Here is a 17,256-nt window from a genome sequence, read left to right as displayed (position 1 = left end):
ACGATCGTTCATCGCGAATGATGTGTTCGTAATAATTGCGTTGCCATAATTTGTCATCCAATCCCAATAACCCCAATTGTTTGGTAACGGCCGAATTCATCGCACACCATTTTACCACCAACCACATCGCCGAATCTATGTATTCTATTTTGGCAACAGATGGTGATAAAATACAATCCTGCTTGTGCGTAATCGTACCCTTTTAATCTGATGGATCTGCGATAGTGAATTTGTGGATTAAATTTTGGTTGATTGTTCATTTTGTTTTTCTATTTTTTGGTAAATGTGATGCTCCCTCACCTTAATTTACTGTCGGCAATTTCGAAGATAACAACTCGTTCAATTACCTTAGTTTTAATCATCTTAAAGGAAATACTTTATATGAATGTAAGAAACTATTTACTTGTCAGTCTGAGCTTGTCGAAGACTACCTATTAAAGAACGGTTCGACTAGCTCAACATGACACCTGTATGTTAATCAACAGCAATTTAAGTAGTTTCTAAGTGTTGGCTGCTATAAAATTCTTTCAGAATCGAATAAACTTCGGCTTCAGTAAATTAAGGGTATTTAGTATTTTTTGAAGCGCAAAGCTCGTGCTACTATTTCCCAATGGTCCCGCTTTCCGCTGCAATATTTTTGTTCGCGGTACTACCCACATTTGTCATGTTGAGCTTGTCGAAACATCTTTCACAACACCAACTATTTGCCGAATAAAACCAACAAAAAGTATTTCCGCTGCAATCTGGGCTGAAAACTTAAGCCTTTGCTGCAAACATAGCAGCGGGGTCTAGTGTTTAAATCATCTATCCAAGCATATATTGCCGAAACCGATTTTATACTAATTACTCCTGTTTCCTTTGATGCTTAAACCAAGTTCAGGCCCTTTCAATAATTTCGCTCTTTCTACTTTTTTTCAGGTTGCTTTTCGCCATGTATCCAAGTCCAACCACCGTCTGATTTGAATGGCGTACTGATACTTTTTGAGTTGTCGATGCCTATTTTTGTAAAGTAGGATTTGTAATACCATGCAAAAAAGACTGCGCCCAACGTAGGTTTATCGGTTTCCTGATAGTTCAACCAAATTTCTCTCGGATTTCCCACGTTGAAACCGCGGAACTTCCCCTGAAAATAGCTTTCGTCTTTCAGCACTTTTGTTCCTTTTGGGTCAATGGTATAAATAAATTCGCCGCCGTAAACTGCCACATTATTGGTTTGAAAAGCTGGCAAAATCCATACGGAAAGTGTTTTATCGTCATTTTCTTTGATGTACTGATTAAATCTAATGTTAACAGTGTCTTTGAGCAGCTTAATCTGGCCAGTTGCAGTTTGTAATGCTCTCGAATAACGATGAAGCAAGGTCGTATCAACAGGTTGGTTTGTTTTACTTACTTGGCCTTTATCGACCGTAAAATGAAAAACAAGGTCAAATTGATGGTTTTCATATTTTCCGTAAATGGCGTGCCAAGTATCACCCTTTTTGAAGCAAAACCAGTCACTTCCCAACCTGGCCAAGTCTTTCTTGTTTTGGACCATTACGCTGTCCGAAGTTCTCCAAGCAATCATGTCATATTCATACAACCATTCCGCAACAGCCATCTTTTTATTGAAGTCTACAATATCAAATTTTATTGGGGCTGCTTGTTGGCCATAAGTTAAAGCTGCCATGCCTATAAAAAGTAGAGTGAGAAGTTTTTTCATTTGTTTACAGGGCTAAGTTTTGGTGTAGAGAACTTGGTTAATAATATTCGTAGTTGCTATAATGGAATTCCTGAGTTCGCCTCAAATAAAAATTGTCTGTGATCAAGCTGTCTAGTTCGTCAACAATTTTATTTAGTTTTTTCGTTCGCTCAACTTTTTTCTGTCCTATTGTTTCAAAATCAATTTTGCTTTCGTCTGCTATAAGTTGTCTTAACGATTTTATATAAAGTTCTTTTTGTTTAGTGATATCATAAGTTTTTTCAAGTTCATTTTTCTCTTTAGGGTAAAGGAAAATTGAATATTCTGTATAGCCTAAAATTCTCATTTGTTGGTGTCCAAAGTATGTTCCTCCATATTGGAGATTTTCGAATAAGGCGTTTATTCTTGAATATATTTCGATAAGGTTGTGTCGTTGTTTAGCATACTTTGTGATGCCGTTTTTTTGTTTTAAAAAGTAAGCATATAAGGCATAATAAATGTCTTGTCCTTGTTCGCTCCCAAAGTCTAGACCATTTACAAAGCGATAATAGAGCTTGTCGGGGTGTGCCGGAAATTCTTGAAATAGTTCAGGATGTTCATCCACAATTTTATTAAAGTCTTGTTTGGCAAATCTCAAAGTATCACCAATTTCGGTGGCTATTAAAATTGTGTCTTGTTGTGTGTAATATTTTGAATTGTTAGCTTCAATGGTTTTAGTAGCTGTAATAGCAAGCGTGTTTTTGTCAACTTGCTTCGGTTGCGCATTACAACTTAAAAGCCCAATTATAATTGTCAGTAGGTAAGGTGTTTGTTTCACGGTGGTATAAAGGTAGCACTAAAGTTTCAAGTATTCCCGTTCGGGCGGTTTTTGGAGCATTTACTTTCAACCAGCAGTGAACCCCGAAAGCTTTCGGGGCACAAATTTCCAAGTTTGCATAGCCTGTCCCGCCAAATCGGGATCAGTCTGCTTGAGGCAAAACCTCTGTTAGCAGTCGTTTTTCTATCTGTCAATATATTCAAACCAACCATTTGTCAAAAGTTTAAAGTTCTTGTTATTTGAATATTTGTTTCTTAAACTGTCATTAAAGGTCATTACAAATTGCTCTGAAAGTCCGTCACGGTATGAAAATGAAACTTTGTTTGTTTTATCAACCTTTATGTGTCCGAATTTAAACTTTCTACTCAAATCAATAAACCTTTGCATAACAATTTTATTTCCCGTTGTATCTATATTGTATTTGTTTATTGCGGCTGTTTTGTCTGAATTTTGGTTTGTCAAGTCGTTGATTTTAAATATGTCTTTAACATTTCCAGAGTTGTCTAACGTATACCAAATCATAAATTTTCCGTTGTCAAAAAAAATGTTCCCACGTCTATAAGCAAAAATGCCGTCTGGCAATGTTTTCAATGAGTCGACATTGACGTTATACTTTTCGATATGGTTTTCTTCTTTACAGCCGAAACTGAAAACTGTCAGAAGAAGAATAATTATTAATGTCCGTATTTCTTTGAATATTGTCATTTGTTTCTGCCGTCCTTAAAATGCCTGCTAACTTTTTGCAGCTGCCCAAAGGTGGCGATTTCGAAGGGCTTTACTGTCAACCAAGCGCTGAACTCCCGAAGCTTTCGGGGGCACAAAGTTACAATTTTGCATAGCCTGTCCCGCCAAATCGGGATCAGCCTGCCTGACGCGATCCCGTGTTACCTGCAGTTTATTCTGGACTGTAATAATCTTGATTATACACCCATTCAGCAGTAGCCGGTTCTAATTGATTAATATATTCTGATTTTAAAGTTGACAAAAGCATTGAAGCAAACATTATGAAATCACCTTTATAGCCAGAGGGAAAACAGTCGTTTCTAATTCCCTCAAATCGTTCAATGAACTTTGATGAAGTTTTAAGTTTCTCTATTGAGTTTATTACTTCTGTATCGTCAAAACTACATTCGTCAATATTATGAGCAAAGGAGTTTCTGATATCTCGAAGGGTATGTAAATCAGATTTTAGATGGTTGCTAACGATCCCAAGCCTGTATGCCATATTTATTTTCGCAGAAAATGTTGACAAAGGAGAATTCGCATCGTCAAAAATGTCATCATTTACATTTTCAATGTGAACTAAAAACGATTTAATTTTTGCTTTTAAAGCTATGTCAAAAAGTGAACACGCAAGAATAACAGAACCTCTGTCTGATTCGGCATTTAATTCTTTAACTAAAAAGTCGTCCCAATAATTTGTGTCATTATCAACAAACTTTTTAAATATTTCTTGTCTTTTTTTTGATTTACTCATAGTGAATCAGTCATTTAAATTGAAGGTGACGGTTTAGGACTTTTCGTTCGGGCGGGTTTTGAAGCACAGAACTGTCAACCAGCACTGGACTTGAATAGAAGCACAAAGCTCCAAGTTTGCACGTCACCCCGCCTGACGCAAAGCACCCATGTAAAAGCAGCAATCCTGTTCCATCCAAAAAAGATGTAGTCTAACGTTAATTAGCTACCAAAACAATTGAAATATGGCAACAGAAATTACTGCTTTACCGAAGTTATACATTGGTATCGACATTCACAAGAAAAGCTGGTCGGTTCATATCCGAAGTGATATTAGCGACCACAAAAGTTTCACCGTTCCGGCAGACCCTTCAGTGGTTTATGATTACGTTGAGCGGAACTTTCCCGGTTACGATATAGCGCTCACCTACGAGGCTGGTTGTTGTGGTTTTAGTGCGGCACGTTATTTTATGCAGATGGGCTGGGATGTAACGGTTGTAAACCCAGCAGATGTGCCCACCAGCAACAAGCAATATTACCAGAAGACCGATAAACTTGATTGCCGTAACCTGAGCAGGCAACTATCGTTGGGCGAACTGAAGGCTATTCATATTCCAACTGATTGGGAAGACGAACTAAAAAGTCTTTTAAGGCATCGGGCTGCCATTACCCGCCAGCTTCGGTCGGCTAAAACACACATCAAGAGCTTGCTGCTTTATCAGGGCATAAAAATTCCCGAGGCCCATGACAATCCCAATTGGACCAAGTCGTTTATCGAATGGCTTAAGCACATCGAATGGCGTTCTGCTACAGGCCAGCAATGCCTAAACAGTAAGTTGCGTGTTTACGAGTTTATCTATGGCGAATATCTGGAACTGGCCAACCAGCTACGTTCACATTGCCGTAAACACCATAAACAGGATTATTATCTGCTTAAAAGTATTCCGGGTATTGGCGGTTATTTGGCCAGTGCCTTAATTGCCGAACTGGGCGATATTAGGCGGTTTGGCAACGAGGCAAGTTTTGCGAGCTACATTGGACTGGTACCGATGATGCGCAATAGCGGAGGTACAGAGAATGTGTTTGGGGTAACCCCACGTTGCCGAGGTTTGCTACGTAGTTATATTATAGAAGCTGCTTGGGTTGCCCTGCGGCTAGATCCACAGATGCAGTCCTATTACCGTACACATATTGGCAAGAACCCAAAAAGTATTGTAGTTAAGATTGCCAGAAAATTATTGAACCGTATCCTGTCGGTTATCAAAACAGGGAAACCTTATCAGATCAATCACCAAAAACCACAGGCTATGGCATAAAAAGGATATATATATAGAAAACATAATTGTTAAAAGCTCATCAAAAAACAAAATCCAGACTACAAAACATGGGTTGTGAAGCTTGATGCTTTCACACCGCAAAGCAGGTAGCTGTATTTAAAATCAATACAACCATACGGGTGCAGGTGGTGTTTCCGCGTAGAAGCAGCCACACATAGGAGCCTGAGCTTAATGATTATCGAGGTGTTTGAGGAGCATTAATTTAGTCCCCAAATGTCAATTTATTGGAATATTTAAAAGGAATGATTAACTTGGTTCTAGGAAAACTGCTTTACATAGGAACCCGTGTTACCAGCCGTTTTTTTATACTCCAAGTGCTTGTTCGATTTCTGTCCTAATGTTATTCAATGGTGAAGCAATTGCATTAATGTATTGAAAGTTTCCATTGCGATTATTATTAATTGCAAGTTGTATTCCACTGGCTTCACTTTGAATTGAATTAACTTTAAAACTGTTTGTCTCATTGTCATAAACAACGTATGGGGCACCAGATGAACCAAACCTAAAATAACCTTTGATTAAATATCTTGTCCCGTCCATAATATAGTTTCCTCCCATTGGGTCGCCAAAAATATTCCAATGGTCTAACAAGCCTTCGATTCTTGCATCGTTTAAAAGTCTCCCTAGGTTGTCAACTGGTGCACTTTGTAAACAATAATAATTTTCAGTGCTACTATCAAGCAAAGTATAGTCAGGAGAAATACTTGGTAATCGATTTATTATGGCTTGGTCAGTATTAGTAATTCTGTATATAGCTGAGTCATTGCTGTAAAAGGCATTCACTAATTCTACCTCGATCAGAAACGTATGTCGATTAAGTTGCGGTTCAAAAAAGTATCTGTTGCCATTAAATAGTGCTGTTAATGCAGGGTCAGAATAAAATTGGTTTGTTCTGAATTGCACAATTAAAAACGGTTTGCAAATATTTCTTTGCGTTAGAGTAACCCATCGAGTGTCGTAATTAATTCTCTTAAGTTCGTTGATTAATATTTGAGCATCTGCTTCGGTTATTTGGGTTATATAGCGTTTATTGGTAGCTGCGTCAAATAAATAACTATTATTGAATAATTGTCTTAGATTCGGAGCAACATTTGCAATAATATTTGCTTGAAAGGAAGCTTCGTCTATTGATTTGAAAGCAGTAGCTTCAGTTCTTAAATTATGAGCTACGCTTAATAATACTCCATTGCCGATATGAAATGCACTAATGTTATTGTCAAAGTGTATTCGGGCAGGCTCATCAACATTATGAATCCACATTAGTCTAAACAGAGGAGATGTCTGTTCATTGATTAGACTTAGTTTTTCTGTTATCATGTCTGTCTTTTTAAAATGGCTGGTAACTTACTGATACCCCTTATAAAATGGCGCAAATACACCCAAAGTGTCAAGCTTTGCGCAACTAAAATAGCTCAATTATATTTTAATAAAATCTTTCGGAAAACCTTTTGAGAGAGAAGACCGAACGTTAATTAACTCGAAACTAATAGATTAATTCAGTTTTTACAAAACAACTTTTCCACAATTAAAAGGAGTAGACGTAAAAAAGCGCTTCAATTGCTTTAAGATGCTGAACTAAATTCAGCATGACGGTGAGGAACGGTTTTTAGCGCTGTATTCGGTTGCTTCTAGCACAACGCTACTTAACTACAGGCTTCTGCAAAAAGGTCTTTTAATCACTTTTAGAGATACTGAACTCAATTCTGCATGACGTACTCGACGGAATCTTTTAACTATTGCCGTCATCCCGAATTTATTTCGGGATCTGTTGGGTTATCCTATTATTAATACTGGTGCTTAAAGATGCTGAACTAAATTCAGCATGACGGAAGGAGCGCTGCAAAATAATTCAGCATGACGGCGATGAGCGTTGCAAAATAAATTCAACATGACGGTGAGTAGCGTTGCTCCTGTGTAAAGGAAATTGCTTGTCAAACTAGCATTATTGCTTCTCTAACAAGCATTATTGCTAGTAAAAGCGTCAACCAAGCAGCTTTGAGCAGCATCGTTGCTTCTCCGAGAACCAAACTTTCCTTATCGGACAAGCAAATTGCTTCTCTAAGCATCCAACTTGCTTGTTTTAGAAGCATCCATGCTACTCGGAGTAGCAAACTTTGCTTGTTGGGACACCAAATTGCTTCTCCGACAAACACAACCGAACCTTGGAGTAGCAATTGGCTAGCTCATACAAGCAATGTAGTAGCGCTTACTAGCATCTTGGAACAAAGATGAGGCATAAAAAAGGGTCGAGAACGCTCGACCCTTTGGTTTTTATTCCGAAGGCAGGTTATCTCTTCTTTTGCCCGGGAAACGAACTTTTAAATCATCCGCTATGGCCTGCGAACCTGCAATGTTAGACCTAGCAGCCCCTTTAACGGAGTTATAGAAAATCAGTGCGGCATCGTAAGCTTCGCTGCCTGCCACCATTTCGGCATCTTCAATGGCTCTTAACAGCAATGAAACCCTTTGCCTAATGGCTTGCAAGCCTGCTGCCAGTTCGTAGTCTTTTTTTGCTTCTGTTAAATCCAAAAATGCTGGACACAACGCCTCATTTTGTGTGGCATACTCCAATGCCTTTTGTACAAAAGCTAAGGTTTTATCGCCCATTTTTAACATATGCGATCGGTCGTCGGCTGTAAGGTTAATGATTAGCGCATCTTTAAGGGTTTGGGTGATGCTGTCAATGTTTTTCATCACGTCGGTAGACTGTGCAGCGGTAATTGCCGCCGAAATTTGATTTTTTTTAGACATAGTGTAAATGATTTAAATGAATAAAAATCAAATTAAGAAATAAGAATAACTTGCTGAAATTAAGTTAATTCCTAAAAGTTTTGGACAGTCAACTTTGTTGGAGTAGAAGAGTGTGGGTAGTTTGCTCACCTAGCTCGTAGTAAAGAGGTAGGATAGAAGTTACCTACCGCTGGTTGCTAATTAACGTGACTTCGAGATAACATAATTATGCTATGTGCTCGCGATAGCGCATCAAATTTTCGTTCAGCTAATTTTCGGTCTCTTATTTTCTAACAAGTTTTCATTTGTTTTAATGGTGTTAAAGGGTGCTTTGCGATATTTAGGGCTGCACTAGTAGCCTGATCTAATTTCTTTTTCTTGTCTTAGCGCTCTTCAAAACTTTGCGGTTAAAAAAACTCTTGTTTTAGGCAAGCTTACACGCTGTTTGGCTACTCGGGAAAGGTGCTGCTTCGGTATTTGTTTTTTACGTCCTTTTGGCTTGAACCAAAAGAACCAAAAGTTCAAGGCTGCTTGGCCTCGTTTTGCTCCAGCTCAATTGAGGCTCTTTAGCGCAAAATGAGCCGTTTCACTTCTCCATTTTGCTTGTTGGTGCAAGTACTTGGCAAATGCTACGCCCCAATCGGCTTGCGCTTCACGATGCCAAAAGGCCATTTAGCGTGCTTAGGAAAGGTATTTCTTGATTGTAAGTTTGTTTGCCAGCTACTCTTCTTAATTCCTTTCTACATCTAATTTCTTTTTCTTTCTTAGCGTTCTTCAAAACTTTGCGGTTAAAAAAACTCTTGTTGAAGTTGTTTTTTACGTTCTTTTGGCTTGAACCAAAAGAACCAAAAGTTCAAGGCTGCTTGGCCTCGTTTTGCTCCAGCTCAATTGAGGCTCTTTAGCGCAAAATGAGCCGTTTCACTTCTCCATTTTGCTTGTTGGTGCAAGTCTTTTGCAAATGCTACGCCCCAATCGGCTTGCGCTTCACGATGCCAAAAGGCCATTTAGCGTGCTTAGGAAAGGTATTTCTTGATCTTACGTTTCTTTGCCAGCTAAGTCGTTTAACTAACTACGTATACATCTAACAACTTCCTAAATCTCGGCGATCTTCAAAACTTTGCGGTTGAAAAAACTCTTGTTGAAGTTGTTTTTTACGTTCTTTTGGCTTGAACCAAAAGAACCAAAAGTTCAAGGCTGCTTGGCCTCGTTTTGCTCCAGCTCAATTGTGGCTCTTTAGCGCAAAATGAGCCGTTTCACTTCTCCATTTTGCTTGTTGGTGCAAATCCTTCGCAAATGCTACGCCTCAATCGGCTTGCGCTTCACGATGCCAAAAGGCCGTTTAGCGTGCTTAGGAAAGGCATTGCTTGATGGTAAGTTTGTTCGCCTGCTACTCTTCTTAATTCCTTTCTACATCTAATTTCTTTTTCTTGTCTTAGCGCTCTTCAAAACTTTGCGGTTAAAAAAAACTCTTGTTTTAGGCAAGCTTACACGCTGTTTGGCGTACTCGGGAAAGGTGCTGCTTCGGTATTTGTTTTTTACGTTCTTTTGGCTTGAACCAAAAGAACCAAAAGTTCAAGGCTGCTTGGCCTCGTTTTGCTCCAGCTCAATTGAGGCTCTTTAGCGCAAAATGAGCCGTTTCACTTCTCCATTTTGCTTGTTGGTGCAATTACTTGGCAAATGCTACGCCCCAATTGGCTTGCGCTTCACGATGCCAAAAGGCCGTTTAGCGTGCTTAGGAAAGGCATTGCTTGATGGTAAGTTTGTTCGCCTGCTACTCTTCTTAATTCCTTTCTACATCTAATTTCTTTTTCTTGTCTTAGCGCTCTTCAAAACTTTGCGGTTAAAAAAAACTCTTGTTTTAGGCAAGCTTACACGCTGTTTGGCGTACTCGGGAAAGGTGCTGCTTCGGCATTTGTTTTTTACGTCCTTTTGGCTTGAACCAAAAGAACCAAAAGTTCAAGGCTGCTTGGCCTCGTTTTGCTCCAGCTCAATTGAGGCTCTTTAGCGCAAAATGAGCCGTTTCACTTCTCCATTTTGCTTGTTGGTGCAAGTCCTTGGCAAATGCTACGCCCCAATCGGCTTGCGCTTCACGATGCAAAAAGGCCGCTTGGCGTACTTGGGAAAGGTATTTCTTGATCTTACGTTTCTTTGCCAGCTAAGTCGTTTAACTAACTACGTATATAGCTAACAACTTCCTAAATCTTGGCGATCTTCAAAACTTTGCGGTTCGATTATCATTTATTGATTTACAATAATATACAATATTTTTTCTATAACTGACCCTGACCCCGAACGTTCGGGATCAGTATTAGTTTTGAAAGCTAATTAACGATGAATTAATAATCGAACTCGGGTTAAAAAGCCAAAGTAATTTCTTTGAAAGAAACCTGCGAAGCAAGCATTAAAACAATTGAAAACAAATGACGCTGAATAAATAAGCAACCGAGAGTTTATCAGCAAAGCTGATGAGCTCCGTAAGCTTCGGTTTTGTTAATTTTGCGGTCAAACCTGAGCATAGCGAAAGCTTGAACGCCAAAAACAATAAACAATCATGAAAAAAGTAAGAGCCCAGCGGCGGCGAGCTAAAAAAATAAATTTAATGCAGCTTTTAAAGAATTTGTAAAAATACTTAACCCGAACTCAAGTTAATTAATTAAGTGTAGCCATCACTTTTTAAGTCGTTTCCAATCTTTATCAAATAATATTTTGAGTTTGTTCTTAAAGCTTTCCGGAAAAATTTCTTGTGGCACGGAATCTTTGTCCAACGTAAACTCAAACGTGGTAATTTCATCAGTTTTATCGAACATCGCGTTTCCATCACTGTCTTTGGAAACCGTCATGATCACCTTGTTGGAGCGTTTAACGAATTCCCAATTGTTCACGTTGTAGTTTGCTGGCGAAATTTGTTTGAAATTATTGCCAAATCTATCGGAAATGAAAAGGTATTGAGGGTCTTCGTCGGTCAGTTTGTTGTCTTTGTTAAAATCATCGGTACGCACCGTATAAAAAATAGGCTTTTTATCGGTCGAAATGTTGTTTTTGCCATCACTGCCATAATTTTGGCTATAGCTGCCGATGAGTATTTTTCGCTCAGTCAATAGATGATAGGTTTTGGTGACAGAATTGTAGAAAGCGATGTTCCAATAGGTGTTGTCTGAAATGCGTTTATAGGAAAGACCACTATCTTCTGCCTCTGTTTCGCCCATCGATAGCGGAAACATCAACACTCCAGAACTGTCAACCTCGCTGAACTCGTTCATTTGGATGTTCAAGTGGTTTTTTGGGTCGTTCAATACGGCAGCACTATCCGATTTTCCGTTTGGCTGTACTTGCTGCGGGTTGTTGTTTCGGCCACAAGAAATGAATATGGCTACTGTTGAAAGGTATAATAAATGTTTTGTTGTCATTGTAGTTTTTTTGTGGTTAGAGCTTAATAAGTTAAGGTTTTTTCTATTGTTTCAAAAGTCAATTTGTAGTTCATCTGTTCTCTCGTTTTCTCATTTAGCAGTTGTATTGCCATTTTCGTCAATGTCGGCATCAGCGAGATGGTTTTCGTGCAGATGGCTGTTATTAGGAAATTAAGTCGAATAACTTGGCAATCTTTTACGCCTGTTGTTTAGCATCAGCTCGTTATTCATTAGCCTTAGTCTCACAAAATTCTTTTACTGCTTCTTTAACCATTTTTCCTTTATCACCTAAGAATATTGCCTGTTTCAGATCATTACAGATGATGCTTAAATCGTTTGCTGGAATTGCAGGATTATCTTTAGAGGCGACTACCGTAACTCCGTTGCTTTCTGATAATTTTCTGCCGCTTCCCAGCTGATATTTTCTAATTCTTGCAAATGCTCGATTTGATAATGCTCTTTCAAAATAAGGCTCAAACTTCAGGGCTTCGTTAAAATCTAGAACTGCTTCGTCAAACTGAAAGTCATTTAGTTTCACAGTTCCTCTCGCAAAATAAGCTTCGGCATTGTTGCTGTCGAGCGCTATGGCCTTTGAATAGCTTTTAATGGCTGCTTTATAGTCGCCCTCTCTACTGCTAGCATGTCCATTATTCATGGCTTGGTTGATCTTCTCAAGGCGTTTGTCTGGTGTTGCTTTTCCATTTTTTATTGTTTCCACCGCTAGGATTTTTCCTGTTGAGTAATAAACCGTTGTTTCGCCTTCCATGGTGCCATTCTTGAAAGTGCTACGCTGTTTTACCTGACCATTAGGAAAATACATTTCCCAGATTCCTTCCTCTTTACCGTTAAGAAACTCTCCTTTTTGTTTAAGCGTACCGTCTTCATAGTATTCTTTCGCTAAACCATTTCCAATGCCGTTGGAATAAGTCCTTTCCATCGACAACTTTCCATTATGATAATACATTGTCCTAAGTCCATGTACTTTCCCGTTTAGTAAGGTGCCTTCTCCTTGTTTTCTACCACTGTAATAATAGTCTATGAATTTGCCATTATATACCTTGCCACGGAAATACCATACGCCGTCTTTTCGTTCCATTTGTTTTGATGATGGAATTTGCTTCAGTTCTTCTGATCTTTTGCGATATTCTTTGGTGAATATGAAAATGGCTCCATCCATTTTGTCGTAGCCCAAAAGTTTTAGGGAGTCTTTGTTTTTGACTATGGTGACATCTGCAATGTCTGCCTCTAAGATTTCGTCACCTTCCTCGGGATCGTCTTTTACCAGTATAGAGTCTACCACATAAATGACTTTTTCATTGGTTTGTGCAACGGAGTGCAGGCTTAAAAGCATTAGTCCGAGTAGCGTAAGTAAGATTTTATTCATGATGGTTTGTTGATTTAGCGTAGTCGTTAATTTTTGATATTGCGTTGGGGTAGACTTGCTGCGGATTTAGCGATTGGTTATTTTTTTTTTTTTTTTTCTCTCAAGTATTTTCTAAATGTAGTCGAATAACGATCACCGAATTTAACAATGCTTATTGTGCTAAATTTAATTGATTTAGGCTCTTCATCCAATTGTCCATCTGGGTTGTAATTGTGTATACTGACGGTTTTATCTGTAACCTTGATGATTTCGCCAATGGAGAAATCAAGATAATCCTTGTTTAGGTTTTCAATGATTACATGAAAATCGTAATTCTTAAGTGTATTAAAAATGTCTTTCCAATTCGTTAAAGGTAATGGCTTGCCAAAACCATAAGCTTTTTCTAACAGCCCTTCGGCTTTAAATATCTTTCTTTGGGTTCTTTCATAACTGGAGTGGCGTATACGGTCAAAATCATACTTTTCTATTATCGCATATCCATCAAGCATAAAGTCATAATCCGTCTGCATAAACATAAAGTCGTTTGACATTCCTAATAAAAATCCAGACACATTTTCTTCTTTGTCACATACGGTCCTGAAAATTTTAATAAAAGATTTATTGTCAATGTACTTTTTTAACATTAAATCATATTTCAATATTTTTTCCTGCTCTTTCATATTTAGATTCCTTTTTTTTAAAATAAACGCTAAAAGTGTCAGGTTTTACCACAAATGTTGATGGGGGAGAACCATGTCTTATTAACCGTAAAATGCGCTGCCTAGCAATTCAGTTTTAAAATTGGTGCTAACGTGTTGTGGCTTGGTTGGGTTTCGGAGCACAAAGTTTCAATTATGCTAAAGTTCAATTGAAGCATTAGTTAAGCTGTTTATTCATAGTAAGCCATCTCGGGTCATTATAAAGTATTTTAAATGAGGATTGTTGTTTCAATTGTTTTTTGTTAATACTTCTCCTAAGAAATAGTAAATCTAAAAAATCCAGAGCTATACTTTTGTATTTTTCATCCTTGTTTTCCAAGGCGATTTTTGAAAAAATAGTCGCTGCTTCAAAATTTTCTGCATTACTCATGCCACCTAAAAAGGTTGAGGCATTATTATAAAAGTCATAGGTTTTCTGAAACTCTTTTTTTGTGTAGTAATATTTTGCACTGTCTAAAAGCGACAGCACTTGTGCCCTATAATCAGCTTCTTTTTTATTGGATTGCTCTATGCTTATTGAATGATAAGCAAAACCATAGGTAAGTGCGTAGATTTTTAAAGGTTGCAATCCAATTTTTTGTCTTAGTTCATCGGTCAAATATTCTTTTACAATAGGTCTAAATCCAGAAGCTTTGCCATTATTAGTCCATTCTACCTGCGTACCGTATAGTTGTTATAATTGAGGTTGCACTGAACCCTGTCATATAGAAAAGCGAAGTTTTCCATACTAATTTCATTCGTTCCTTGTAGCTTTTGCATAGCTTTTAGGGCTGTTTGTTGAAATAGAACATCTTGGTCAGCATGTTGTACAATAAGCCATAAGTTGTTTTGCCCATCTTTTCCTATCTGTGATATTTTGAGCCACCCGTATTGCTTGATAATTTCTTTTGCACGGTTCATGTTGCTCCAATCTGATTCCCTAATTTGTTTATTGATACTTTTTCTTATGCTATCATTCTTTGTTTGAATTTTCTGATATCTCAGCTTTTGGTCATTCAATGTCATTAAATTAATTTCTTTGCGTATGATAGGCAATTGTAAACGCTTCTCATACTGGCTTTCTGCCAATAAAGCCTCTTCTGTAATGTGCTTCCATTTTTCAGGGTAAACATTTCTCAAATAATCAAAGTAAGGGTCGAACGATAGCCAATCGGCTTCAGTCCATCCGGTTTCTATTGATAGTTGCAGATATTGAAAAGCTTTGTGGGCATTACTGTCTAACGAATACATACCTGCTGCTTTGTAAGCAGTTAATGCATCAGGTTTTTGTAGTTGAAATGCTTCTTCGTAATAGGGGATAGCATTTTTATAATTCTTCTGAAGATGCAGTAAACTAGCTTTTGCTATCAAGGTTTGATAAATACTGTCTGATTGAGCATTTGAAACAGTTGAAAGAAAGCTACAACAAATAATTAAGAATAATTTCATAGTAATGTGTCTTGATAAAATGGCATGCAACGTTTTGGCGCTTGGCGTTCGGGCGGGGCTTTCAAAGCACCATCTGTCAAGCTACCTCTAATGTTTATTCGGAGCCGAAAATTTTCTTCCACCACGAATGCCCCGCTTTTGGAAAGGTGCTGTTATGGGCTGGCTTTCTCTCCGGATATTTTTCCAATTCATTTTTTAGCTCTGTCGAAAGTCTTTTTAATTCATTACTGTCTGCAATGAGGTCAACGAAATATTCCTTGTCGTCTTTAGCAGATTGCGGTCGAGATTCAAGGTCGAATTTTATCCTGACTGTTGTCTTGTCGGAATTAAAGTCGTTCAGAACTTCAAATGACAAATTTGGCTCAGTAAAACTGATGTCTGTGTCTTCTGGTCCTAAGTTTTTAGAAAGAGTGTCGAACCAGTTAATCAATCTCTGAACATCCCAAGTTGTCAAGGATGGGTCAACTGTCTGCCAATGTCCGACTTTGCTTTTCACATTTAGATAAATATTTAACCAATTTCCGTCCCAATCGCCATCATTAATGTCTGGATATTGGTAGTTGATTATTTTTAACTCAACGGTTTGGCCGTCTATTCCATTAAATGTCATTTATTGTCGTCTTTAAGCTTGCCCATAACTCATTTATATACGTAATTCCATTGCATTAATACACCGAAAAATTGATGGATTTGCGCAACATCAGCGTTTTTTATTTTAATAAGATCTTCGGATAAAGTGGATTAACCCTATTATTCGCCAGACTTTCTTGGTTTGTCAATTTACTCGCCATATTCTTCTGCGTCTAATTCAATGTCCAATCGTTCAATTGTTGCCTTAAATATTTTCACCGCTTTTTCGTGTTCGTCAAAATAGTCTTCCCAAAATGAATGCTCAACTGCGGCATATGTCTTATCTACAAATTCCATTGGGTCAAGTTGTAGAGCGTTGTCCGCAACCGTAATTGAATAGTTTGGAGGTATTATTTTGTCCTTAATTTCAAAGAGTTCTGCTGGTATAACATAGGGAGTTGTCTCGCTGTAAAAAGGGTCGAATATTTGAAAGCAAATTTGATTTGCTGATTTTTTCAAGTCAACAGAAATTCCCAAAATGTAATATTCCCTACCAACTTGTAGTTGCCAATTCCGTTCGCTTTTTCCGTCATAGTCAAGCCCTGTTGTCTTAATACAAGTTGCTTTTAGCACTTTCTGATTTGTTCTGATATGGTTTTTAAATTCTTTTTTTAGTTTTTGGTTTAATTTTTCAAAAACTGATTTTTTAACCTGCTTAATTGTCAACCCTGAATAATTTTCACTAATGATTTCAAGATACGATTTGTCACCAACGCAACTTTCGAAGTCAACACTATTTGAACCATAAATCCATTGTTCAAATGTTGACTTGTCTTTCTCTTTCCAAAGTAGGTAAAATAATTCATCTTTAAAGTTCATTGTTTTTTTATGTTGGTTGTCGTAAAAGCTTTGCGGGTAACGGTTAAAGATTTGTGTTCGGGCGGGTTTCGAAGTCCCGCACCTGCGGGATCAACCAGCATTGAACCCCGAAAGCTTTCGGGACATAAAGCTCCAAGTTTGCTCAGCCTGTCCTGCCAAAGCGGATCACTCGGTCTGACGCAAAAACCCGTGTTAGCTGCCGTATTTTTTGTCTAGGTGTTTGAGTTAATAAATTGTCTCCGTTTCAAGTTTTGATTTTAGTTCGTCTGTTATCGAATAAGTTCCGTCATTAAATATTTGAATTTTGTTGTCATTTAAACCGGATAGAATTTCGTCAGCAAACGGCTTGAGTTGTCTATGATAAAATTCAAAGTCGTCAAAACAACGTTTGTATTCTTTTTCCCAGTTATCTCCATAGTTCGTTTTCAAATAGCCTTCGTCGACCCAGTATAAATAATTAAGTCCAAGATTTGACAAGAATTTATATTGATATTTCCGTTGTCCATTATCTTGGTAAATGCCGCAGTATAAATGATAAAGTTTGTCGAGATACTTATGAATGTTATTAAAGTCTGCCAAGAAAGCATATAAAAGCGATTTTAACTTCCATGTTTCAAATTCTCCTTCCGGAGCAATGTGTTGAAAAATGAATTGTCTTAGTTGGTAGCTTGAATTTTTGTCATTGAAGTTAAAATTGATTAGCTCCAAATAGATATCTTTATTAAGTTGCTGTTCTAAATCTGTCTCCGTATAAACAAACGTTTCCATTTCCAAAAGGCTGGTGTCACCGTTCAGAAATTTGTAAAACTCAATTATGTTCTCGTTTGTCATGGTTGTTATAATATGGCAGCTAACGTTTCGCCAAACCTGTGT

The 17,256-nt window shown here is 37.8% G+C and carries 16 protein-coding genes; 1 reads left to right on the top strand and 15 read right to left on the bottom strand.

The window, feature by feature from the left end; genetic code table 11:
- Window positions 1-53 precede the first annotated feature (53 nt).
- The 5 genes from ACY2A0_RS00960 to ACY2A0_RS00940 form a co-directional block, all read right to left on the bottom strand.
- Window positions 54-260, bottom strand: coding sequence for a hypothetical protein (locus tag ACY2A0_RS00960; protein ID WP_461787769.1), 207 nt, complete (start codon window positions 258-260; stop codon window positions 54-56).
- A gap of 644 nt (window positions 261-904) precedes the next feature.
- On the bottom strand, window positions 905-1,699 hold the full coding sequence (locus ACY2A0_RS00955) for a hypothetical protein (RefSeq protein ID WP_461787768.1): 795 nt from the start codon (window positions 1,697-1,699) through the stop codon (window positions 905-907).
- Window positions 1,700-1,736: 37 nt separating this feature from the next.
- Window positions 1,737-2,495 carry a hypothetical protein gene (locus ACY2A0_RS00950; RefSeq protein ID WP_461787767.1) on the bottom strand — a complete coding sequence of 253 codons (759 nt, stop codon included), beginning with the start codon at window positions 2,493-2,495 and terminating at the stop codon, window positions 1,737-1,739.
- A gap of 183 nt (window positions 2,496-2,678) precedes the next feature.
- The gene (locus ACY2A0_RS00945) at window positions 2,679-3,086 is read right to left on the bottom strand and encodes a hypothetical protein (RefSeq protein ID WP_461787766.1); all 408 of its coding nucleotides are present in this window, start codon (window positions 3,084-3,086) and stop codon (window positions 2,679-2,681) included.
- Window positions 3,087-3,390: 304 nt separating this feature from the next.
- Window positions 3,391-3,972, bottom strand: coding sequence for an MltR family transcriptional regulator (locus ACY2A0_RS00940; RefSeq protein WP_461787765.1), 582 nt, complete (start codon window positions 3,970-3,972; stop codon window positions 3,391-3,393).
- 223 nt (window positions 3,973-4,195) lie between these two features.
- On the opposite strand from ACY2A0_RS00940, the gene ACY2A0_RS00935 reads away from it, so the two are divergent.
- Window positions 4,196-5,266 (top strand): IS110 family RNA-guided transposase, encoded by a 1,071-nt coding sequence (locus ACY2A0_RS00935; protein WP_461791193.1) that lies wholly within the window; start codon window positions 4,196-4,198, stop codon window positions 5,264-5,266.
- Between the two features lie 324 nt (window positions 5,267-5,590).
- On the opposite strand, the gene ACY2A0_RS00930 is transcribed toward ACY2A0_RS00935, so the two are convergent.
- The 10 genes from ACY2A0_RS00930 to ACY2A0_RS00885 all read right to left on the bottom strand — a co-directional run bounded on the left by ACY2A0_RS00930 (window position 5,591) and on the right by ACY2A0_RS00885 (window position 17,214).
- Entirely contained in the window at window positions 5,591-6,604 is a 1,014-nt protein-coding gene (locus ACY2A0_RS00930) for a hypothetical protein (protein WP_461787764.1), read from the bottom strand.
- Window positions 6,605-7,558: 954 nt separating this feature from the next.
- Window positions 7,559-8,038, bottom strand: coding sequence for a hypothetical protein (locus ACY2A0_RS00925; protein WP_461787763.1), 480 nt, complete (start codon window positions 8,036-8,038; stop codon window positions 7,559-7,561).
- A gap of 2,645 nt (window positions 8,039-10,683) precedes the next feature.
- Window positions 10,684-11,424, bottom strand: coding sequence for a hypothetical protein (locus ACY2A0_RS00920; protein ID WP_461791206.1), 741 nt, complete (start codon window positions 11,422-11,424; stop codon window positions 10,684-10,686).
- Window positions 11,425-11,647: 223 nt separating this feature from the next.
- Window positions 11,648-12,808, bottom strand: a complete 1,161-nt coding sequence (locus ACY2A0_RS00915; RefSeq protein WP_461791205.1) for a tetratricopeptide repeat protein — start codon at window positions 12,806-12,808, stop codon at window positions 11,648-11,650.
- Between the two features lie 77 nt (window positions 12,809-12,885).
- Complete coding sequence (locus ACY2A0_RS00910; RefSeq protein ID WP_461787760.1) at window positions 12,886-13,467, bottom strand: hypothetical protein; 582 nt, start codon at window positions 13,465-13,467, stop codon at window positions 12,886-12,888.
- Window positions 13,468-13,663: 196 nt separating this feature from the next.
- Entirely contained in the window at window positions 13,664-14,104 is a 441-nt protein-coding gene (locus ACY2A0_RS00905) for a hypothetical protein (RefSeq protein WP_461791204.1), read from the bottom strand.
- 53 nt (window positions 14,105-14,157) lie between these two features.
- Entirely contained in the window at window positions 14,158-14,934 is a 777-nt protein-coding gene (locus ACY2A0_RS00900) for a DUF6624 domain-containing protein (RefSeq protein WP_461791203.1), read from the bottom strand.
- A gap of 94 nt (window positions 14,935-15,028) precedes the next feature.
- Window positions 15,029-15,544: a WapI family immunity protein gene (locus ACY2A0_RS00895; protein WP_461787758.1), complete on the bottom strand. Its 516-nt coding sequence runs from the start codon at window positions 15,542-15,544 to the stop codon at window positions 15,029-15,031.
- Between the two features lie 170 nt (window positions 15,545-15,714).
- Window positions 15,715-16,383 carry a hypothetical protein gene (locus tag ACY2A0_RS00890; RefSeq protein WP_461787757.1) on the bottom strand — a complete coding sequence of 223 codons (669 nt, stop codon included), beginning with the start codon at window positions 16,381-16,383 and terminating at the stop codon, window positions 15,715-15,717.
- Window positions 16,384-16,608: 225 nt separating this feature from the next.
- Window positions 16,609-17,214 carry a hypothetical protein gene (locus ACY2A0_RS00885; RefSeq protein WP_461787756.1) on the bottom strand — a complete coding sequence of 202 codons (606 nt, stop codon included), beginning with the start codon at window positions 17,212-17,214 and terminating at the stop codon, window positions 16,609-16,611.
- Window positions 17,215-17,256: the final 42 nt, after the last annotated feature.

Source organism: Pedobacter sp., assembly GCF_965249885.1.
In the GTDB taxonomy this organism is placed as follows: Bacteria; Bacteroidota; Bacteroidia; order Sphingobacteriales; family Sphingobacteriaceae; genus Pedobacter.
This window is presented reverse-complemented; position numbering and strand designations above follow the sequence as displayed.